23 protein-coding genes and 1 other RNA gene are annotated in these 19,777 nt (G+C 60.0%); 12 read left to right on the plus strand and 12 right to left on the minus strand.

Annotated features, from left to right (window positions below; translation table 11 throughout):
* Positions 1-47: 47 nt before the first annotated feature.
* Positions 48-1,001: an NAD(+) diphosphatase gene (nudC, locus tag QZ653_RS00425; protein WP_296416925.1), complete on the minus strand. Its 954-nt coding sequence runs from the start codon at positions 999-1,001 to the stop codon at positions 48-50.
* 78 nt (positions 1,002-1,079) lie between these two features.
* Here nudC and ffs point away from each other — a divergent pair.
* Both ffs and rsgA read left to right on the plus strand, forming a co-directional pair.
* Positions 1,080-1,178, plus strand: an RNA gene (ffs, locus tag QZ653_RS00430) — signal recognition particle sRNA small type.
* Positions 1,179-1,244: 66 nt separating this feature from the next.
* Positions 1,245-2,267, plus strand: coding sequence for a ribosome small subunit-dependent GTPase A (gene rsgA, locus QZ653_RS00435; protein ID WP_296416928.1), 1,023 nt, complete (start codon positions 1,245-1,247; stop codon positions 2,265-2,267).
* Here rsgA and QZ653_RS00440 read toward each other — a convergent pair whose 3' ends face one another.
* Positions 2,268-2,747 carry a protein-tyrosine phosphatase family protein gene (locus QZ653_RS00440; protein ID WP_296416929.1) on the minus strand — a complete coding sequence of 160 codons (480 nt, stop codon included), beginning with the start codon at positions 2,745-2,747 and terminating at the stop codon, positions 2,268-2,270.
* Positions 2,748-2,791: 44 nt separating this feature from the next.
* Here QZ653_RS00440 and QZ653_RS00445 point away from each other — a divergent pair, with 44 nt between their 5' ends.
* The 4 genes from QZ653_RS00445 to recR are packed head-to-tail and all read left to right on the plus strand — an operon-like array spanning position 2,792 to position 5,948.
* The gene (locus QZ653_RS00445; protein WP_296416931.1) at positions 2,792-3,154 is read left to right on the plus strand and encodes a DUF202 domain-containing protein; all 363 of its coding nucleotides are present in this window, start codon (positions 2,792-2,794) and stop codon (positions 3,152-3,154) included.
* Between the two features lie 35 nt (positions 3,155-3,189).
* Positions 3,190-4,947 carry a DNA polymerase III subunit gamma/tau gene (locus QZ653_RS00450; RefSeq protein ID WP_296416933.1) on the plus strand — a complete coding sequence of 586 codons (1,758 nt, stop codon included), beginning with the start codon at positions 3,190-3,192 and terminating at the stop codon, positions 4,945-4,947.
* Positions 4,948-5,006: 59 nt separating this feature from the next.
* Positions 5,007-5,351 (plus strand): YbaB/EbfC family nucleoid-associated protein, encoded by a 345-nt coding sequence (locus tag QZ653_RS00455; RefSeq protein WP_296416935.1) that lies wholly within the window; start codon positions 5,007-5,009, stop codon positions 5,349-5,351.
* A gap of 3 nt (positions 5,352-5,354) precedes the next feature.
* Positions 5,355-5,948, plus strand: a complete 594-nt coding sequence (gene recR, locus QZ653_RS00460; RefSeq protein WP_296416936.1) for a recombination mediator RecR — start codon at positions 5,355-5,357, stop codon at positions 5,946-5,948.
* A gap of 221 nt (positions 5,949-6,169) precedes the next feature.
* Here recR and QZ653_RS00465 read toward each other — a convergent pair whose 3' ends face one another.
* Positions 6,170-6,919, minus strand: a complete 750-nt coding sequence (locus QZ653_RS00465; RefSeq protein ID WP_296416938.1) for a DUF1013 domain-containing protein — start codon at positions 6,917-6,919, stop codon at positions 6,170-6,172.
* A gap of 131 nt (positions 6,920-7,050) precedes the next feature.
* On the opposite strand from QZ653_RS00465, the gene QZ653_RS00470 reads away from it, so the two are divergent.
* Complete coding sequence (locus QZ653_RS00470) at positions 7,051-7,680, plus strand: ribonuclease T2 (protein ID WP_296416940.1); 630 nt, start codon at positions 7,051-7,053, stop codon at positions 7,678-7,680.
* Positions 7,652-8,923, plus strand: coding sequence for a glycosyltransferase family 87 protein (locus QZ653_RS00475; RefSeq protein WP_296416941.1), 1,272 nt, complete (start codon positions 7,652-7,654; stop codon positions 8,921-8,923). Before QZ653_RS00470 ends, QZ653_RS00475 begins: the two co-directional genes overlap by 29 nt.
* Here QZ653_RS00475 and QZ653_RS00480 read toward each other — a convergent pair.
* Positions 8,910-9,893 (minus strand): NAD(P)H-quinone oxidoreductase, encoded by a 984-nt coding sequence (locus QZ653_RS00480; protein ID WP_296416943.1) that lies wholly within the window; start codon positions 9,891-9,893, stop codon positions 8,910-8,912. The genes QZ653_RS00475 and QZ653_RS00480 overlap by 14 nt on opposite strands.
* Before the next feature lie 56 nt (positions 9,894-9,949).
* Between QZ653_RS00480 and QZ653_RS00485 the strand changes: the two genes are divergently transcribed.
* Positions 9,950-10,300 carry a hypothetical protein gene (locus tag QZ653_RS00485; RefSeq protein WP_296416944.1) on the plus strand — a complete coding sequence of 117 codons (351 nt, stop codon included), beginning with the start codon at positions 9,950-9,952 and terminating at the stop codon, positions 10,298-10,300.
* Here the strand turns inward: QZ653_RS00485 and QZ653_RS00490 are convergent, their stop codons facing one another.
* Positions 10,301-10,996 carry a COQ9 family protein gene (locus QZ653_RS00490; RefSeq protein ID WP_296416945.1) on the minus strand — a complete coding sequence of 232 codons (696 nt, stop codon included), beginning with the start codon at positions 10,994-10,996 and terminating at the stop codon, positions 10,301-10,303.
* 115 nt (positions 10,997-11,111) lie between these two features.
* On the opposite strand from QZ653_RS00490, the gene rpsU reads away from it, so the two are divergent.
* Entirely contained in the window at positions 11,112-11,318 is a 207-nt protein-coding gene (gene rpsU, locus QZ653_RS00495; protein ID WP_009159816.1) for a 30S ribosomal protein S21, read from the plus strand.
* Positions 11,319-11,643: 325 nt separating this feature from the next.
* Here rpsU and QZ653_RS00500 read toward each other — a convergent pair whose 3' ends face one another.
* Both QZ653_RS00500 and mscL read right to left on the minus strand, forming a co-directional pair.
* The gene (locus QZ653_RS00500) at positions 11,644-12,105 is read right to left on the minus strand and encodes an Lrp/AsnC family transcriptional regulator (RefSeq protein ID WP_296416948.1); all 462 of its coding nucleotides are present in this window, start codon (positions 12,103-12,105) and stop codon (positions 11,644-11,646) included.
* 150 nt (positions 12,106-12,255) lie between these two features.
* Positions 12,256-12,690: a large conductance mechanosensitive channel protein MscL gene (mscL, locus tag QZ653_RS00505; RefSeq protein ID WP_296416950.1), complete on the minus strand. Its 435-nt coding sequence runs from the start codon at positions 12,688-12,690 to the stop codon at positions 12,256-12,258.
* Positions 12,691-12,838: 148 nt separating this feature from the next.
* On the opposite strand from mscL, the gene QZ653_RS00510 reads away from it, so the two are divergent.
* Positions 12,839-13,540 (plus strand): glutathione S-transferase family protein, encoded by a 702-nt coding sequence (locus tag QZ653_RS00510; RefSeq protein WP_296416952.1) that lies wholly within the window; start codon positions 12,839-12,841, stop codon positions 13,538-13,540.
* 42 nt (positions 13,541-13,582) lie between these two features.
* On the opposite strand, the gene QZ653_RS00515 is transcribed toward QZ653_RS00510, so the two are convergent.
* Positions 13,583-14,026 (minus strand): YtoQ family protein, encoded by a 444-nt coding sequence (locus tag QZ653_RS00515; RefSeq protein ID WP_296416953.1) that lies wholly within the window; start codon positions 14,024-14,026, stop codon positions 13,583-13,585.
* 33 nt (positions 14,027-14,059) lie between these two features.
* On the minus strand, positions 14,060-14,683 hold the full coding sequence (locus QZ653_RS00520; RefSeq protein WP_296416955.1) for a class I SAM-dependent methyltransferase: 624 nt from the start codon (positions 14,681-14,683) through the stop codon (positions 14,060-14,062).
* An 85-nt stretch (positions 14,684-14,768) separates the two neighbouring features.
* Here QZ653_RS00520 and QZ653_RS00525 point away from each other — a divergent pair, with 85 nt between their 5' ends.
* The gene (locus QZ653_RS00525; protein ID WP_296416958.1) at positions 14,769-15,659 is read left to right on the plus strand and encodes a LysR family transcriptional regulator; all 891 of its coding nucleotides are present in this window, start codon (positions 14,769-14,771) and stop codon (positions 15,657-15,659) included.
* On the opposite strand, the gene pheT is transcribed toward QZ653_RS00525, so the two are convergent.
* The 3 genes from pheT to QZ653_RS00540 are packed head-to-tail and all read right to left on the minus strand — an operon-like array spanning position 15,656 to position 19,515.
* On the minus strand, positions 15,656-18,055 hold the full coding sequence (gene pheT / locus QZ653_RS00530; RefSeq protein ID WP_296416960.1) for a phenylalanine--tRNA ligase subunit beta: 2,400 nt from the start codon (positions 18,053-18,055) through the stop codon (positions 15,656-15,658). The genes QZ653_RS00525 and pheT overlap by 4 nt on opposite strands.
* 60 nt (positions 18,056-18,115) lie before the next feature.
* The gene (locus QZ653_RS00535) at positions 18,116-18,316 is read right to left on the minus strand and encodes a phenylalanyl-tRNA synthetase subunit beta (protein ID WP_296416963.1); all 201 of its coding nucleotides are present in this window, start codon (positions 18,314-18,316) and stop codon (positions 18,116-18,118) included.
* Positions 18,313-19,515, minus strand: coding sequence for a hypothetical protein (locus QZ653_RS00540; protein ID WP_296416966.1), 1,203 nt, complete (start codon positions 19,513-19,515; stop codon positions 18,313-18,315). The genes QZ653_RS00535 and QZ653_RS00540 overlap by 4 nt, the downstream gene beginning before the upstream one ends.
* Positions 19,516-19,777: the final 262 nt, after the last annotated feature.

A 19,777-nucleotide genomic window follows, 5' to 3' on the forward strand; every position in this document is an offset into this window, starting at 1 on the left:
CTTTGCCTATCGTCCGGCTTTTCCAGCCTGTTCTACTGCCTAGACCGTTAATCTAGCGTGTCCGCCAACCAATTCTCTAGCAGAAAATGCGCGATGGCCCCTTTTCGGGCCGGTTTGATCGTCGGGTGTTGTCCCTGCGCCGCTTTGGCCATGTCGTCGCGGCTGACCCAGATCGCGTCTTCCAACTCAACTGGGTCTAGGGTGATGGTGGTCGATGTCGCCTCCCCCCGGCAGCCTATCATCAAGGACGATGGAAAGGCCCAGGGCTGGCTTGCCAGATAGCTCACTGACCCTACACGAACACCTGCTTCTTCGAACACCTCCCGGCGGACGGCGGCCTCGATCGTTTCACCGGGTTCGACAAACCCTGCAAGCAGGGAATACATCCCCTCCGGCCAACCGGGGGAGCGCCCAACCAGCACATCATCACCTGAGGTAATAAGCATTATCACCACCGGATCCGTGCGCGGAAAGTGCGAGGTTCCGCAGCCCGGACAGGACCGGCGCCAACCTGCATCGGCGGCTTCACTTTGCGCGCCGCAGGCCGAACAAAACCGGTGGCTTTGGTGCCATGCAATAACAGCCCGTGCAGTGGCGGCCAGTTCCGCGTCACGCGGCGTCAACCCCGTCATAATCGCGCGCAATTCGGCAAAAACAGCGTCGCCCGTGGCGGGGTGCTGCTGCAAGGTTGGATCCAGAAAGCTGCCCATCTGGTCCGCCTCCGGCAGGTCGGGGTCCCAACGGTCCAGCGACACCGCAAAGACCGGCCCCGCGTCATCCAGCCCCAAAAACAGCCGCACTTCACCCGCGTCCGCCATCACCGGATGGTCCAGCGGCACCCGCAACAGCGGCCCGCCATCCCCATCGGTCAACACCTTACCGCGCCAGATCACGATGCAGCGCGCCGCGACGTCCGCTGCCGTCGCCGCAATATCGCCCCGCAACTGCGCTGCACGATCAAGGCCGGAGCCCCCGAAGGTCACTGTCTCTGCATGTCTCATACCCGCCAAGTTGCACGGGATATGGCCACGCACAAGACCACCCCTTGCATGGTGCTGCCAGCATTCGTATATGACCCATGAGGGGTTGGCGCGGGCAAGTGCCTCGCCAACCTGGTCAGGTCCGGAAGGAAGCAGCCACAACGAGCCCCACTTGGGTCGATGTCCAACCTCTCACCCATGTTGCTTTTGGCGCAGCAGAAGCCTTGGCTTTCGCCGACGACAAAAGAACGCTATCTCCTCCACATGACCCAAACCCTCACCACCCTCGGCTGGTCCGATCATTTTGCCCGTCAGGTCACGCTGGAGGACACCCAGCGTCCCATGCGGATCACCGCCGTGCACCGGTCCCGTTTGGACGGGCTGACAGCGAATGGCACAACGTCGCTGTCCCCCACGGTTGAGGCGGGGCGCTATGCCGTGGGCGATTGGGTCATCGCCACCGGTGCCTCCGCATCCGAGCCGTTGGAGCGTACAACGGAAATCACCCGCCGTGCCGCAGGCGAGGAATCAAAACCCCAGCTGATCGCGGCCAACGTCGACACCCTTGGCATCGTCACCAGCTGTAACGCCGATTTCAACGTGGCCCGTCTGGAACGGTATCTGGCCATGTGTGCGGCATCCGGTTGTTTGCCGCTGGTCATCCTGACCAAAGCCGATCTGACCGACGATGTGTCGAACTACATCAAACAGGCCGAACGTCTGTCGCCGGTGCTGACGGCCATCGCGATCAACGCCAAAGATGACGACGACGTGGCGCGCCTTGGGCCGTGGTGCGACAAGGGCCAGACGCTGGCCTTGGTGGGATCATCGGGCGTGGGCAAAACCACGATCCAGAACCGCCTGACAGGCCAGATTGATGCCACCCAGGACATCCGCGAAGATGACGCAAAGGGCCGCCACACCACCACCAACCGAAACCTGCGCGCCACCACCGCAGGCGGCTGGCTGATCGACACACCGGGCATGCGCGAATTGCGTCTGGTGGACGCCGAAGACGGTGTCGATGAGGTTTTTGCCGACATCACAGACCTTGCCGCGCAGTGCAAATTCAACGACTGCGCCCATCAAACCGAACCCGGCTGCAAAGTGCGCGCCGCGATTGAGGCCGGTGATCTGGACGCCGACAGACTGGAACGCTGGCGCAAGCTGGAACGCGAAAACCGGTTCAACACCGCGACCGTGGGCGAAAACCGCGGCCACCTGAAACGTTTGCAAAAAATGTACAACGAAGGCAAGGAGCGCGGGGCGGCCAAGCGGCGCACGTGATCAGGCACTGGCCCATTCATACTGTGCATCGCGTTCCACCGCACAAGGCCTGACGGCCCGCAGCCGCGCCAAGGCGGTATCCGGTCGTTCCCCCGCCTCGACCATCAGCCGCAGCGCGATCATACCGGACCGCCCGCAGCCCCCGAAACAATGCACCAAAATTTTGCCGCCCCCTGCAAGAAGGGACTGGGCCTGCATGCCGACATCGACCCATTTTGCCTGTACCGCCTCATCAGGCGCACCAAAATCCTCAACCGGTAGATGGATCCAGTCTATATCGGCCATCGCAAGGTCATCCCCTAAATCGGACGCGCCCATCCGGTCCAGCTCTGCCCCTGTGGTCATGGTCAGGACCATGTCCGGCCCCCATTTCAAAACAGCCGAAAGGTCGGCCTCATAATTGCCGAAGCGGCCCGGAATAGGTGACAGCGCCACCTGCCCTTGTGCCACATCCACCGCGAATATCCCGAACCCTGCCATCAACGCGCCCTCGCTTTTGTCGCGGTCTCCGCTATATCTGGGCCATGGGAAAATCAGAAGACCTTGCTGAAAACCGCACCGATTGGGCCGAAGACCGTACGTTGATGGCCAATGAACGCACCTTTGCCAGCTGGACAGGCGGCGGTATGGGCGCAATCGGTCTGGCGCTGGCATTCAAAGCTGTGTTCGGCGATTTCGACCCGCCCATCGTCGCGCGAGTGGTGGCCCAAATTCCGTTGATCGCGGCGATTGTGCTGTTCTGGTCCGCCCGGCGCAAGGCATGTCATACGATTGCGCGCCTGAACGAACGCACGGTTGAGGCGGCATCAACCGTCACGCTGACCATTATCACCAGCCTGATGACGGCAACCGCCGTTGGCGCAGGGTTCATTCTTTGGTTTGTCTAGTGGACGCCCCGCAGACCCGCGCATAGTCTAGCGCAATGACCGAATCCGACAGCCCCCAGTACCAAGTCCTCGCCCGGAAATACCGCCCCGAGACGTTCGCCGACCTCGTCGGTCAAGACGCGATGGTGCGCACCCTGAAAAACGCCTTCGCCGCCGACCGCATTGCGCAGGCGTTCATCATGACCGGCATTCGGGGAACCGGCAAAACGACGACCGCACGGATCATCGCCAAGGGCATGAATTGCATCGGGCCGGATGGAAACGGCGGCCCTACGACAGAACCCTGTGGCGTTTGTGAACATTGTGTCGCCATCATGGAAGGTCGCCATGTGGACGTGATGGAAATGGACGCTGCATCGCGCACGGGCGTGGGTGATATCCGCGAAATCATCGAAAGCGTGCATTACCGCGCGGCCTCGGCCCGTTATAAGATCTACATCATCGACGAAGTTCACATGTTGTCGACAAGCGCGTTCAACGCGCTGTTAAAGACGCTCGAAGAACCGCCCGCCCATGTGAAATTCATCTTTGCCACCACCGAAATCCGCAAGGTGCCGGTGACGGTTCTGTCACGCTGCCAACGCTTTGATCTGCGCCGGATCGAACCCGAAGACCAGATTGCCCTACTGCGCCGCATCGCCACCGCCGAAGGTGCAGAAATCACCGATGACGCGCTGGCGCTGATCACCCGCGCCGCCGAAGGATCGGCCCGCGATGCACAGTCGCTTCTGGATCAGGCAATTTCCCACGGGGCGGGCGAAACCACCGCCGAACAGGTCCGCGCCATGCTGGGTCTGGCGGATCGGGGTCGTGTGCTGGACTTGTTTGACATGATCCTCAAAGGTCACGCAGCTGAGGCCCTGACGGAACTGTCCAGCCAATACGCCGATGGCGCGGACCCCATGGCGATCCTGCGCGATCTGGCCGAAATCGCCCATTGGGTCAGCGTGATCAAGATCACGCCCGACGCCGCCGAAGACCCAACCGTCGGCCCCGATGAACGTACCCGTGGCGCCGATATGGCCGAGGCGCTGCCTATGCGCGTCCTGACCCGGTTGTGGCAGATGTTGTTGAAAGCCTTGGAAGAGGTCTCAATGGCGCCCAACGCGATGATGGCCGCCGAAATGGCCGTGATCCGCCTGACCCATGTGGCCGACCTGCCCAGTCCCGAAGAACTGGTGCGCAAGCTGGACGGTCAAACCCCGCCCCCCCCTACAACAGGCGGCGGCGCACCTCGCCCTGCGCAAACCGCACCGCCCGACGCGCGCGGTGCACCGGCCCCCACCCATTCCGGTCCGTCCGGCACATCCATGTCCACAGGCAGCGCGGCGGTGGCCATTGCAGCCGAAGAAGCGCTGCAACACTACCCGACCTTCGATCACGTGGCCGAACTCATCCGCCGCCACCGCGATGTCAAACTGCTGGTTGAGGTTGAAACCGGCGTGCGTTTGGTCGCCTATCAACCGGGCCGGATCGAATTTGAACCGGCCCCCAACGCACCGCAGGATTTGGCCCAACGCCTCGGCTCTCGCTTGCAGGCGTGGACAGGCAACCGCTGGGCCGTCACCGTGGTCAACGGCGGCGGCGCACCCACAATCGCAGACGTCCGCGACGCCGAAATGAACGCCCTGCGCGACCGCGCCACAACGCACCCCGTGGTGCAGGCCGTGCTGTCCCAATTCCCCGGCTCCAAGATCACCGACATCCGCAGCCCCAAAGAGCTTGAGGCCGAAGCCCAGCAGGATGCCTTGCAAGAGGTCGAAGACGAATGGGACCCCTTCGAGGACAGCTAACTTGCGGCACCCCGCGCCCCCGCCTATCTAGGGGGCAACACATGAATAGGAGACGACAGATGTTCAAAGGACTTGGCGGGCTTGGCGATATGGCCGGCATGATGAAAAAAGCCCAGCAGATGCAAACCGACATGGCCGCCCTGCAGGAAGAGTTGCACAACGTCATGGTCGTGGGCGAAAGCGGCGCGGGTCTGGTAAAGGCCACGGCTTCCGCCAAAGGGGAACTCAAAGCGCTCGACATCGACCCGTCCATCTTCAACGGCGACGACAAAGAAGTGGTCGAAGACCTGATCCTCGCGGCCATCAAGGACGCCCAAGGCAAAGCCTCGGACAAAGCGCAGGAAGAGATGGCGAAGCTGACCGAAAGCCTCGGACTGCCCGCCGATATGAAGCTGCCCTTCTAAAACGTGTCCCAAGCACCCAAGGACATTGATGCGCTGATTGACCTGATGGCCCGCCTCCCGGGCCTCGGGCCGCGATCGGCCCGTCGTGCTGTCCTGCATCTGATCAAAAAGCGCGGGCAACTTCTCAATCCGTTGGCAGACGCCATGACCACGGTCGGTGCCACAGCTCGTGAATGCCTCAACTGCGGCAACATCGGCACATCCGATATCTGCGATATCTGTGACAGTGAAAAACGCGCGACCGGCCAAATCTGCGTGGTCGAAGACGTGGCCGACCTATGGGCGATGGAACGCGCAGGCGTCTTCAAGGGCCGCTATCATGTGTTGGGCGGCACATTGTCGGCCCTTGATGACATCGGCCCCGATGAATTGCGCATCCCGAAACTGCGCGACCGCATCACCACCGAAAACGTGACCGAAGTCATCCTTGCTTTGGGCGCGACAATCGACGGCCAGACAACGGCCCACTACATTGCCGACGAACTGCAAGGCATCCAGGTCACATCACTGGCCCAAGGCGTCCCCGTGGGGGGTGAGCTTGATTACCTCGACGATGGCACAATCACCGCAGCGCTCAACGCCCGCAAAGCCCTCTGACCGCATTCTCGCCTGAAACCCTCCACTGGAGGCTTTCCGAGACGGCTCGAACTCTCTGGTTCAAAAATACCTCCGCCGGAGGCTCCAACGCGGCACCCCCCACCAACCTTTGGCACGGCACACACCAGCGCCTCACGCGTGCACAAAATAATAAAACAAAACCGCCCCAGCCGTCAGGCGGGGGCGGTTTTTCAATTTACCAAAAGGTACGTGACGCCGGCTCAATCCTCGTCGTCGCTGCCATCGTCGTCGGGCAGATTAAAGAACGTATCCGCATCCGGCACCGAGGTATCCTCTTCGGGCTCTGGCGCATCGGACAACGTGAACGTCTCAAGACCTGCCATGCCAGCCGGGATCTTGGGTTCATCGGGGTCGGCGCCAAGACTTTGTTCTGTCGACACCAGCTTGCGACGTTCATCATCCGTCATGACGCCGCCCTCTTTGGCCTTCTTGGCATTGGCCTTTTGCACGGCCGCATCCAGTTCGGACTGTTTGCACAACCCCAAAGCGACGGGATCAATCGGTTCGATGTTATTGATGTTCCAGTGCGTCCGCTCACGGATGGCTTGAATCGTCGGCTTGGTCGTGCCGACCAGTTTGGACACCTGACCGTCAGACAATTCGGGGTGGAATTTCACCAGCCAATAGATCGACGCAGGGCGATCCTGACGTTTGGACAAGGGCGTGTACCGCGGGCCGCGGCGCTTTTCTTCCCCGGCAGAGGCGGGGTTATACAGCAGCTTCAACTTGTGCAGCGGATCGGCCTCGGCTTTGTCGATCTCTTCCTGGGTCAGCTGTTTGTTCGCGATCGGATCAAACCCCTTCACCCCGGCGGCGACGTCACCATCGGCAATGCCCTGAACTTCCAACTCATGCAGGCCACAGAAATCCGCGATCTGTTTGAATGTCATTGTCGTGTTGTCACACAGCCAGACGGCTGTGGCTTTGGCCATAATCGGTGTACCGCTCATCGCGTCTCTCCTTATCTGTCGACAAACCTCTCCCGCGCCCTTGAGGGGGCTGACCGTTTCGGGCCGGGTTCACGTTGTCGGGGAACTTGAAGCGTATATAGTCGCGCAAACTCGTTATGGAAAGACCCCAAATGCTACGCGCCCTTGCCCTGTTGATGATCCTTGCCCTGCCCGCCAAAGCCCAACACGTGGCGGGCGAATTCGACTACTACGTCTTGTCCCTGTCATGGTCCCCCAACTGGTGCGCGCTTGAGGGTGAGTCCCGCGGATCGCCCCAATGCGACGACGACCGCGATTTTGGCTGGGTGCTGCACGGCCTTTGGCCGCAATATGAACGGGGCTGGCCCGCCGATTGCCGCCACACCTTTCGCAACCCGTCCCGTGCGGACACCGCCGCCATGGCCGACATCATGGGCACCAGCGGTCTGGCGTGGCATCAGTGGAACAAACACGGATCCTGTAGCGGGCTGTCGCCGGACGACTATTTCGCCTTGTCACGCGAAGCCTACGGGCAAGTCACCCGGCCGCAGGTGTTCCGCCGTCTGACCGACCCGGTCACCTTGCCTGCGTCCCTTATCGAAGAGGCATTCATGCGCGACAACGCAGGTCTGGACGCCGATGAAATCACGATCACCTGCCGGTCCGGCCGCATACAGGAGGCGCGTATTTGCCTGACCCGTGATCTGGAACCGCGCAGATGTGGCGCTGACGTGATCCGCGATTGCACGCTGGATGACGCGCTGTTCGATCCGGTCCGGTAGCGTGTCCAGACACCTTCAGCGCCTGTTCGTCGTAGCAATCGCCACGGCTCTTTTCGCAGGATTCGTCACCACCTATTGGAACACCTGGGCGGTGGACCTAAGCGCGATCTACTTTGCCGCACGGTCCTTTGCGCTGGACCAGTTCGATCTGATCTATCTGTCCCAGCCCCAATTTTTCGGAACATCGGCCTCCGTCGAATGGCAACGCATGGCAGCGGACCTGGGCCATGACGGTGTCGTCGTCCTGCCCTACGTCTATGCCCCCATATGGGCGGCAGTTCTGGCACCGCTGGCCGCTGCGATCGGGCCGATGGCGTTTTACAACGCGGTGCTGTGTCTTCATGCGGCGGCCTTGGTGGGGTCGATTTGGGCAGCCTTTCGATTGGTGCGCCTGCCAGAAGCGCTCCTGCCTTGGGGATGGGCCGCAATGGCGGTGATGGTTTGGATGCTGCAACCCTATCACCTCGCCTTTTGGCTCAACCAGCCGCACATTCTGGTCACCTTTCTGATCCTTGCCGGGTTTGAGCGTTATCACGCGGGCCATGTTAAATGGGCCGGTGTTATTCTGGGCCTCGCCACAGCGCTGAAACTCAGCCCGATCATCTTTGGCCTGATTTTCCTCATGGACCGCAGATGGGATGCGGCAGCCGCGATGGCCGTGTCGGGCTTGGCCCTGTTGGGGGTCAGCATCGGCCTGAGCGGTGTGCCGCTTCATCTTGCGTTCTTGGATCAGCTGGCACGGGTTGGCGACAACGTTCTGGTGAACCAGCTGAACCTTGGACTGGATGCCATTATCATCCGTGCGGCAGACCTGTGGTCCGGTGCGCCGACGTTGCCCCTTGCGGGGATTGACGTGCACGACGCCCACAGCGGCATTGCCGCCATCCGGTTGATCGTTCTGGCGCTGGGCGTGCTGGCCATCTGGCGGCTGCGAACGTCAGGCCGGGTGACACGAACAGGCAGCCTGTTGTCCCTGTGGTCCCTCAGCATCCTGTGCGGCCCATTGGGGTGGAGCCATTATCTGATCGGGCCGCTGATCTTGGCCTTGGCCGTCTGCATTAGCCGTCCGGCACCGCGCCCGATCTTGTGGTTCGGGATCGCCGCGATCCTCGTCTCAACCCCGTTGCGGCGGGTGTTTGAAGCGCGCGACGTTGATCCCATTTGGGTCATGGCGACAGGCGGGCTTTGCCTGTTGATCCTCATCACCCTCGGCCTGCGGCGCGGCCAGCCTAACCCACCTTGAGGACGATTTTGCCGATGTGTTCGCTGCTTTCCATCCGCGCGTGGGCGGCGGCGGCATCGGCCAGATCAAACGTCTGATCCATCACGGGTGCCACACGGCCTGAGGCGAGCAAAGGCCAAACATGCTGCCGCAGATCAGCCGCAATGGCCGCCTTTGCCAGATCGGATTGCGGGCGCAAGGTCGATCCTGTGATCGTCAAGCGGCGCATCATCACTTGGGCGAAGTTCAATTCGACCTTCGGGCCTTGCAAGAATGCGATCTGAACGAGGCGACCGTCATCGGCCAATGCGCGCACGTTGCGCGGCAGATAGTCCCCGCCCACCATATCAAGGATCAGATGCGCGCCGCCATGGGCCTTCATGACCTCCACAAAATCATCTTCGCGGTAGTTGACCGCGATTTCAGCGCCCAGATCACGGCAGACTGCGCATTTGGCGTCACTCCCTGCCGTGGTAAACACCCGCGCGCCAAAAGCATGGGCCAACTGGATCGCTGTGGTGCCGATGCCCGACGACCCGCCATGAATCAACACCCTCTCCCCCGCCTTGAGACCGCCGCGCACAAAGACGTTGGACCAGACGGTAAAGAACGTCTCAGGCAGGCAGGCGGCCTGTTTCAGGGTCAGGCCCTCCGGCACGGGCAGGCAATGGGCCGCAGGCGTCACGACCTCCTGTGCATAGCCGCCACCGGGCAACAGCGCGCAAACCGTATCCCCCACGGCCCAGTCGGTCACGCCGGGGCCGATGGCACTGATGGTGCCCGCGGCCTCCAGCCCCGGCAGGGGGCTTGCACCCTTGGGTGGATTATAAAGCCCCGCACGCTGTAAAGCGTCGGGCCGGTTCACACCGGCGTAGGCCACCTTGATCCGGACCTGGCCGTGTGCAGGTTCGGGAACCGCGACCTGTGCTGCTGTCAAAACCTCAGGCCCGCCCGGCTGTGCGATCGTGATTGCCATCATGTCTGTCGTCATATGATCCACCCCTTGTCCGCCACCGTATTCAGAACACAACCAGAGAGAAAGGCATCATGTTCACAGCGCTCCTTGTCCTGAATATCGTTATACTTGTTCCGGTGATGACGGGATTGCTCCGCGACAGTGACCGCATGGCATCGGCCTACGGGGCCGACACCGAGGCACGTCGTATCCTCATCTGTATCTACGCCGCGATCATCGTCGCCAGTGCAGGCGTCCTGATCCTGACCTTCATAGGGCACCCATGGGCCGAGCCCATGACGGTCTCCATCTTTACACTGCAGATCGTCTACAAACTGTTGTCCGTCTGGTTGGTGGGGCTATCGAACCCAGTTGTCCGCGCAAATCTGTTTGTTGCTGTCGTTCAAATCCTCGCCGTAGCAGTTTACGCTCTGCAGTCGTGATCAGTTTCGCGGCGATGACCATGAGCCAGGCAGGTCATCCGGCACGGGACCCGGCGCTTTGATGCGAGAGGTCATCGCCTCCAATGCGCTTGCGAAAGGTTTGGTCAGCGGGTTGTTGTTGACGGATGCCTTGAACTTTTCGAACTGCATCACATTGTCGATCCGCCGGTCGATAAAAGCTGATGTTGCCTGCCCATCCAGACTGTCATCCCCAAGCCAATACAGGATCACCGACGCATAAACGGCCGACAGCGTCGCACGTTTCGTATACCAGTTCACATCATCCGATGTGTCCCCCAGCGCCGTCCAGATTGCATCAGCCGTGCCCCAGATCAGCTTTGATCCTTCAGGCGCCATATGCGGCAGGGCGAACAAGACCGATCCGCGGCGCACGGCCTCTTTATCGTCGACAGCATCCAACCGAAGGCGGATCGCATGGGCGACCCTGTCGCGGAACCGCATATCACCCAATTCTGCTGCTTCAAGGGCCGTGACCATCGCACGGTCCCCTTCCATGTGGAACAGGATTGCCAGATCGACAGCGCCGCGCGGACACAGCGCGCGCGCCGCGTCCATGGTCATCTCACTGTCCTGTACCGCTGCGCGAAACGCGGCCTCCGTCCAGCCGTCAAAGGCCACATGAGGCAGAATCGCATCCAGCAATTCCAGTTGACGGGGGTCTGGTTCGGGCATCATGAGAGCCTGCCTTTCAGGGGTTTTGCGATACTCTAGACAAGATAGAACCCCTTTGCTATACGGCCACTTCCTGCAATTCCTTGCAAATCAAACTTAGAAAGGTGGTGAAAACCACATGCAGGTTAGTGTTCGTGACAACAACGTCGATCAGGCGCTTCGTGCCCTGAAGAAAAAGCTCCAGCGTGAGGGCGTTTTTCGTGAAATGAAGCTCAAGCAGCATTTCGAAAAGCCGTCCGAGAAAAAGGCGCGCGAAAAGGCCGAGGCCATTCGCCGTCAGCGCAAGCTGGCTCGGAAGAAAGCACAGCGTGAGGGGATGCTCTAAGCACCTCTGAACACGTCGAGAATAAGAAAGCCCCCGCACCGTTTCAGGCGCGGGGGCTTTTTACATTCGGTCATAACAGCAACCGACAAAAACCGGTTTTACGCGATACCTGCCAAACGCAGGATGATCACGACAACGACAATCACGCCGATGATATAAAGAATATTCCGCATGATGTGTCCTTAAATCAGATTGATGATGGCGACGACGACAACGACAAGGCCGACAAGCATTAGAATTCCGCGCATAGGGTGTCCCTTCATATGTTAGATGACATCATAACCCCGCAGCCCCCGATTTGGTTCCCTCAGCGGTTAAAGACCCCTTAAACGGGCAGCGCTGTGGTCTGACGCACGGTTCTGAGAGCAAAGGACGATTGCATCCCCTGAACGCCGGGAAGGCTGGCCAAATAGCGGCGGTGTATGCGGGCAAAATCCTCCGCATCCTCGGCCACAACTTTCAATAGATAGTCGGCCTGACCTGCCATGAGGTGGCATTCAAGAACATTCGGGACAAGGGCCACGGATTTTTCAAACGCAGCAAGAACATCATCAGCCTGCGCCCGTAGGGTGATTTCAACAAAAACCGTGGTTTTGCGATCCACCTTGCGCGGATTGACCAATGCGACATACCCGCTGATGAACCCGTCTTTTTCAAGACGCTGAACCCGCCGGTGACAGGCCGACGGCGACAGGTTCACCCGGTCGGACAGTTCCGAATTCGACAGACGCCCCTCGCGCTGAAGCGCGGTCAAAAGGCGGCGATCGGTGTCGTCCAGATCAGTCATGCAAAATCCTTCGAAAAATGGCGTGAATGGCGCAATGTTTTACCGAAAGGATAACGGACCCTGATCCGCAAAGACCAGTCCGATATGGGGATTTTCACAACAAAGGCCCGCCGGATCACCGACGGGCCTCGTTTCAACCATTCAGGTCGTTTAGTTCTGTGCGCGCAGGGCGTCGCGAATTTCCATCAGAAGCTCTTCCTGAGACGGACCCGAAGGCTCCTCGGCGGCTTCCTCTTCCTTCTTTTCGCTCGCTTCCTTAACGCGGTTGACCATCTTGACCAGCAAGAACACCACAAACGCGATGATGAGGAAGTTGATAACTGCCATCACAAACCGCCCGATGGCAAAGACCGCAACGCCGGCTTCGGTGGCAGCTTCAATAGAGGCGTAATCACTGGCATTGCCGCCAATGACATAGAACCAGCCGGAGAAATCGACCCCGCCGGTGAACAATGCGATGATCGGGTTGATCAAATCCGCCACAAGGCTGGAGACGATGGCCGTAAAGGCTGCGCCAATGATGATACCGACAGCCATGTCCATGACATTGCCTTTGGCGATGAAGTCTTTGAATTCTTGAATCATTTTAGTTCCCACTGTTTGGCTTCCACGCAGCGTCAAGGTACGCTTACGCTCACGCGCACAGTATTAACCCAATTTCTGCACACCTCCAAAGGGTTATAATTTAAGACATTCCCCCTAAGTCTTGGACAGCAACACGAAAGGATAACCCGTGGCTGATCTGTCAAATTTCCCCATTACCTCCCGCTGGGCCCCTCAAAACCCGGATATCATCCAACTTTTTTCATTTCCGACACCCAATGGCGTTAAGGTCTCCATCGCCCTCGAAGAAATGGGGCTGGCCTATGAACCCCATTTGGTGACCTTGTCCGACGAGGACGTAAAATCAGATGCTTTTCTCAGCCTGAACCCGAACAACAAGATCCCGGCCATCATTGATCCGAATGGACCGGACGGCGCGCCCCTTGGCCTGTTCGAAAGCGGTGCGATCCTGATCTATTTGGCAGAAAAATCAGGCAAGCTGATCGGCACCTCCGCCGCAGACAAAGCCAAGGTCATTCAATGGGTGATGTTCCAAATGGGTGGACTGGGCCCGATGTTCGGGCAATTGGGGTATTTCACCAAGTTCGCGGGATCAGAGATAGAAGACCCGCGCCCCCGCCAACGATACATTGACGAAGCCAAGCGCCTTCTGGCGGTCCTGGAAAAAGAACTGGATGGTCAGGATTGGATTGCAGGCGACTATTCGATCGCGGATATCGCGATTGCCCCTTGGCTGAACGCGCTCGAATTTTACGGGACCAAGGATGTTGTCGGCTTTAACGACCTGACCCACGTCCCCGCCTATCTGGATCGCTTCATGGCGCGGCCGGCCGTGCAGAAGGGAAAGACAATTCCAAACCCCAAGGGCTAGGATTGGATGGCCTGCAACGTCGCCGTTGCAGGCCGAATTTTGTCAGGGCAACTGCCCCGTCAGGACGTAGCGCAAAATTTCGACCACCTGTGAGGGCTCCCGCGCGACGGCAAGGGCTGCGGCGTCCACTTCTTTCAGGGCATGGTCGTGATCGGGCTGTTGCAGTACGATCAGGGATTTCCCCAAAGCCGCTGCATAGCCTGCGTCAAATGCCGCATTCCACTGGCGGTATTTCTCGCCAAAACGCACGACAACCACATCCGCATCGGCAATGCCCTTACGGGTGCGGATCGCATTTACCATCGCGCCCTTGTGGTCATGCCAGTACTTCGTGTCTTCCGCCCCGAGGATCGCGACCCCGCAGTCGTCCGACGCCCCGTGATCCGTGACCGGGCTATGAAACGCGATATCCAGACCTTCGGCCCCCTGAATAATCTGTTCGCGCCAGTCCGTGTGGATTTCACCGGACAGGTAAACGTTAAGCATGTGTCGCCTCCTCTTTGGCGACCACTTAGCACGTCACTGTTTGCGCGCCACGATGTAGCGGGACATGGCGGGGAAATTTCCGGCCTCAACAATGTCGAACCCTGCAAATGTCAGGCTGTCCTCAAAGTACTTCTGCGTAAAGAACCGCACGTCAGGCGCTTTGCCCAGCATCTTCATCGGCGGGATCATGGCGCGGATCAGATGGCGTTTGAACCCGATAACGGGATCGGCAAGGCAGGGCGTCTTGCTGATCAGATAGCCCCCTTTGGGTAATTGACGGTGGATGTCGGTCAATATGTCTTCAAACTTGGCAACCAAATGGAACAGATTGAAGGCGAGGACTGCCTCAAAGGGACCGGGCAGTTTGGCCGCATCCTCTGCGGACATCGCCTCAAACCGGACGTCACCGGTCGTGGGGCGGGCGCGCGCGATCTCGATCATGGCGGGCGAAATGTCTGTACCTGTGATCTGCCCCACATGAGGCGCGATCTGCATCGCGGTGTTGCCCGTTCCGCAACCAACCTCAAGAACGCGGTCCGTCGACATCAGATACGACAACGTGCGGCCCAAGGTATATTCATAAGCCTCCATATCCTTGATCGGGTCGGTGGCGTATTTGGGCGCGATCTTGTCCCAGAATGATGCGGCGTTTGTCATGGGTCTCTCCTTCTTGGGGTATGTATATCCCAAGGGTCTGACCCAAGGAATTGACGAAAAGCGCAAGGCATCTATACGTTTCCGTATGGATATTGATGCCAACCGGTTGGACTGGAACCACCTGCGCGCGTTTTTAGCCGCCGCTGAGGCGGGGTCCCTGTCTGGTGCCGCCAAGACACTGACCCTGACGCAACCCACGCTGAGCCGACAAATAGCGGCGCTTGAAGACAGTTTGGGGCTGCTGCTTTTTGAACGGGTCGGGCGCGGTCTGGCGATCACCCAAGCGGGGCGTGAATTGCTGTCCCATGTTCAGGATATGGGGGCCGCCGCCCAACGTGCAGGCCTGACCGCAAGCGGCCAACGGTCTGACCTCAGCGGGTGGGTCACCATCACGGCCAGCGATATCATGGCCGCTAACCTGATGCCGGGCATCATAGCCGATCTGCGCAAGGTCGCCCCCCAGTTGGCGATTGAGGTGGTGGCCACCAACGACATTTCCGATCTGATGCGCCGTGAGGCGGATATCGCCATCCGCCACATGCGCCCCGAAGAACCCGAACTCGTCGCGCGGCTGGTGCGTGAGGCCGTGGGGTATTTCTACGCCAGTACGGAGTTTCTGGACCGCGTCGGGCGGCCCCGAACACTCGCCGATATCAACGCCATGGATTGGGTCAGCTACGGCAACACCGACCGGATGATTGATTATATGACGGGCCTTGGACTGACCCTGACGCCGGCCAATTTCCGTGCCTCATCCGAGGACGGATTGGTGGCGTGGGAAATGGCAAAGGCGGGTCTTGGCATTTGCCCTATCGACGATGTGGTGGGCAGTGCGACGCCGGGTATGGAAAAGGTGCTGCCTGACGTTCTTAAAGTCGCCTTCCCCATCTGGCTTGTCGCCCATCGGGAGCTTCACACCAGCCCGAAAATCAGGCTGGTGTTTGATCTGGTCGCCAAAGCGCTGGAGGATCGTTAACCGCGCAAAGTGCCGCCGGTGGCCTTTGTCACCTTGTCGATAATCTTGGCGCTGACAGCCTCGATATCGGCATCTTTCAACGTCGCATCCACGGGCTGCAAACGCACCGTCATTGCGAGGGATTTCTTGCCCTCACCCAAGCTGCCACCAATGAATTCGTCAAAGACGCGCACATCATCAATCAGCGCCTTATCGGCCCCCACGGCGGCGTTGACAGCCGTCAACGCATCCACGGTCGTGTCCATGACAAAGGCAAAATCCCGTTCAACCGCTTGAAGATCGGGAATGTTGGCCGCACCTCGGTTGGCGGTTTGTTTCTTAGGCAGCGGAATCTCGGCGGGGAACAGGGTAAAGCCCACAACCGGCCCTTTGACGTTCAGCGCGGTCAGGATCTTGGGGTGAATTTCACCGAAAATCCCAAGGACCTTCTTCGGGCCCAGACAGATTTTGCCGTGACGTCCCGGATGCCATTCTGGCCCCGCATCCCGCAAGATCTGCACCTTGGCAGGCGCACCCATGGCGGACAGGATCGCCTCGGCGTCTGCCTTGGCATCGTAGATATCGACGTCACGGGATGCCCCGTGCACGTCCTTTGCGGTGGTTTTACCGACCAAGATACCGGTCACGCGGGTGTGCTGTTCGCCAGGCTCTCCGCCTTGAAACACATCGCCGGCCTCAAACAGGGCCATGTTGTTCAGACCACGGGCCTGATTGCGGGCTGCGGCCTGCAACAGACCGGGCAACAAGGCGGGCCGCATGTGCGACATTTCAGAACTGATGGGGTTCGCCAGCATGGTCGCGTCGGTGCCGCCACCGAACAATTCAGCCGCCGCTTTGTCGATAAAGCTGTAGGTCACACATTCGTTGTACCCCAAAGCCGCCGTGGTCCGGCGCGCCATGGACAGACGTTTCTGCATGGGCGTCAGCACGGGCGCAGGCACGCCTGCGCGCTGGCGGGCCATGGGTTGGGGTTTGAGGTTGGTGAGCGACGCCATGCGCGCGACCTCCTCAACCAGATCAGCCTCCCCCATCACGTCGGGGCGCCAGGACGGCACCTGCGCCATGTCGCCATCCATGACAAAGCCAAGGGCGTCCAACGTGGCGCGCTGCTGATCGGCGGGGATGTCCATGCCCACAAGCGACGAACACCGCGCCGTGTCGAGTTTATAGGCACGCGAGGTGTCGGGGATGGCACCGGCCTGCACGACCTCGGACGCGTCACCGCCTGCGATATCCACGATCATACGCACGGCATGTTCCAGACCCTCAGGCGTGAACGCAGGGTCAATGCCACGTTCAAAACGGTAACGCGCGTCAGAATTGATCTTCATCGCGCGGCCCGTGTAGGCGGTGCGGATCGGATCGAAATAGGCCGCTTCGACGAAAACATTCACCGTATCTTCGGTCACGCCTGTGCGCAGCCCGCCCATGACACCGGCAATGGATTCCGGACCTTCGGCATCGGAAATCACGGTGGCCCCTTCAGGGAAGGTGTAGTCCTTTTCGTCAAGCCCGGTCAGGGCCTCACCCCCTTCAGCGCGGTGCAAACGCAGCGCATTGCCGGTGATCTTGTCGGCGTCGAAAACGTGCAACGGGCGGTTCAGATCATAGGTGAACCAGTTGGTCACATCCACGAGGAACGAAATCGGGCGCAAGCCAATGGCGCGCAGCTGTTGCTGCAGCCAATCAGGGCTGGGGCCGTTTTTCACGCCCTTAATCAGGCGGCCAAAAAACACAGGCGCTTGCCCAAGGGTGTCTTCGTCAATCGTCACCGACACAGGGCATGGGAACGACGCCTCAACCGGATCAACAGTCAGCGGCTTCAACGTGCCCAGACCACGGGCGGCCAGATCACGGGCCACACCACGCACGCCCAATGCGTCGGGGCGGTTGGGGGTGATCGCGATTTCGATAACGGGATCAACCTTGGCGGCATCATGTTCGGCCAGATAGTCGGCAAAGCTTTGGCCGATTTCTCCGGCGGGCAATTCGATGATGCCGTCGTGTTCCTCGCTCAGTTCCAGTTCACGTTCGGACGCCATCATGCCGTGGCTTTCGATACCGCGGATCTTGCCCACGGAAATGGTGATGTCGAGGCCGGGGATATAGGTGCCGGGGCGGGCCACGACGACGGTGATCCCTTCGCGCGCATTGGGTGCACCGCAGATAATCTGCGTTGGGCCTTCGCCATACTCCACCGTGCAGACGCGCAGCTTGTCCGCGTCGGGATGCTTTTCCGCCGCTGTCACCTTACCGATGATAAAATCGCTGAGTTTTGCAGCCGGATTTTCGATGCCCTCAACCTCCAGACCAAGATCGGTCAGTGTCTCTGCGATCTCATCGACGGAGGCCTCAGTATCGAGGTGGTTTTTGAGCCAAGAGAGGGTGAATTTCATCGCGTCGGGTCCTGCCAGATAAGGTGTTGGCGGGGGTTTAACGGAAAGGCCCAGCGGGGGCTAGTCCTTGCGGGTCTTCGCCTTGAGCCATTGGTTCACCGCAAAGACCGGCAGAATGATCACCGCCCAGCCCAGCGCGTTAAGTGCGGTCAACCGACGCTTGGCCTCTAGTGGAATATCGGGGTCACGCCACAATCCGATATGTGCGACCACGATCAATGTCACGAGGGCCGCTAACCCGAGCATCAATCGCTTCGTCATGTCGCCCTCGCGATATAGCCCACCCGCAAAAAACGGCGCAGCAGGTCGGTCACCACATCGCGCAGGGCAGAGGGTTCCATATCCGGCAGGGCGTCGGCCAGAAGGTCCAATAGGTCGCTGGGCGAAATCGCCTCATCCAGCAGGTCCAGAACATTTGCCGCAATCGCGTCAAACTGCAGCATTCGTTCCCCGTCACAGCTGGCCCCGACCCAAACGTCGCCAGCGGGGTATAGAACGGCAAAGCGCGTCCGCTGGTAGGCGTGCATCAAATCCAAAGCGGAACGGTCCGGGTGCGGACCGGGTCGGGGAAACAGCACGTCCCGTCGGGGGGCCGGCAACAGATGGTCAAGGCCGGACATCACAAGGTCTGCCGCTTCGCCTACATCACTGTAAGTCAGCCGGACCGCCGGGGCGGTCTGGGTCAATGTAATCAATGCGCTCAGCGCTTCGCCCGCTGGCAGGCCGCGCGAAAAGTTTTGTTTGGCCAGCGCGGCCAGAACATCCCCCGACGGCACCTCCGACAGGGTCGCAGGCCCATCGTCTGCACGGTCCAGCAGCACAATTGACCGGATGGGCGCCATCGTGCCGTGCGGGGCGACAGTCGCCCCGCCAACATAGCGATACTGTTTGTTCTCAGGGCCGGGGTGTGCATCCACAAAGGACAGCACATCAGGTGGCAAACCATCAGGCAGGGGCAGACGCAAACGCGCGGCGATCCCTGTAGCCTGCCCTGTCAACGCCCCGCTGGGACCATGGTCAACCAGCAGATAATCATCGGTAAACAATCGCGCGCCTCGGGCCATCAGCGCCACGGACAGGGTTGATTTCCCCGCCCGCCGTAGAGCCGGGAACAGTATCAGCCCCTCGTTTCTTTCAACAGCGGCGGCATGAAAACACAACCTGCCCGGCGATTGCGCGATCAAGGCCGAAGCCAGAATGCTGAGCAGATCACAAACCACATTGACCTGTGTCTTATGTATTCGGGGTTCGGTGGTGTGGGGGGACTGTATCAACCATGCGGTGCCGTTAAAGGCCAGCACGGCGCAAGGAACCTCGGGGCCGTATTCGGCTGGCACGATCCGCTTCGCACTGAACGGCCAACCGGGGACGTACCCGGCCAGCCCCTTAACAAGATCATCGCAATCGACGCAGCGGACGGGGGACGCAAGCCCCTGAAACCAGATATCGTGGACCGTCACTGCGCCGATAGATCAGTTAATTTGCAATTTGCAGACCGGCGTCGGCAAGGCAGGATTCAAAACTGCTTTGGCTTGTGCTGGAGGACTGGCAGCTGTCGATAGACGCGTCGATGGTTGCGTCACCAGTTGATGCAACAGATGGCGCGCTCCAATCGGACGCTTCTGATGCAGAAGGTGTCGATGCTTCAGAGACCGTTGATGCGGCGGATGACGCAGAGGACACAGACGACGCGGAAGAAACCGAAGACGCGGACGAGACCGA

The organism is Pseudooctadecabacter sp. (genome assembly GCF_020627745.1).
Classification (GTDB): domain Bacteria; phylum Pseudomonadota; class Alphaproteobacteria; order Rhodobacterales; family Rhodobacteraceae; genus Octadecabacter.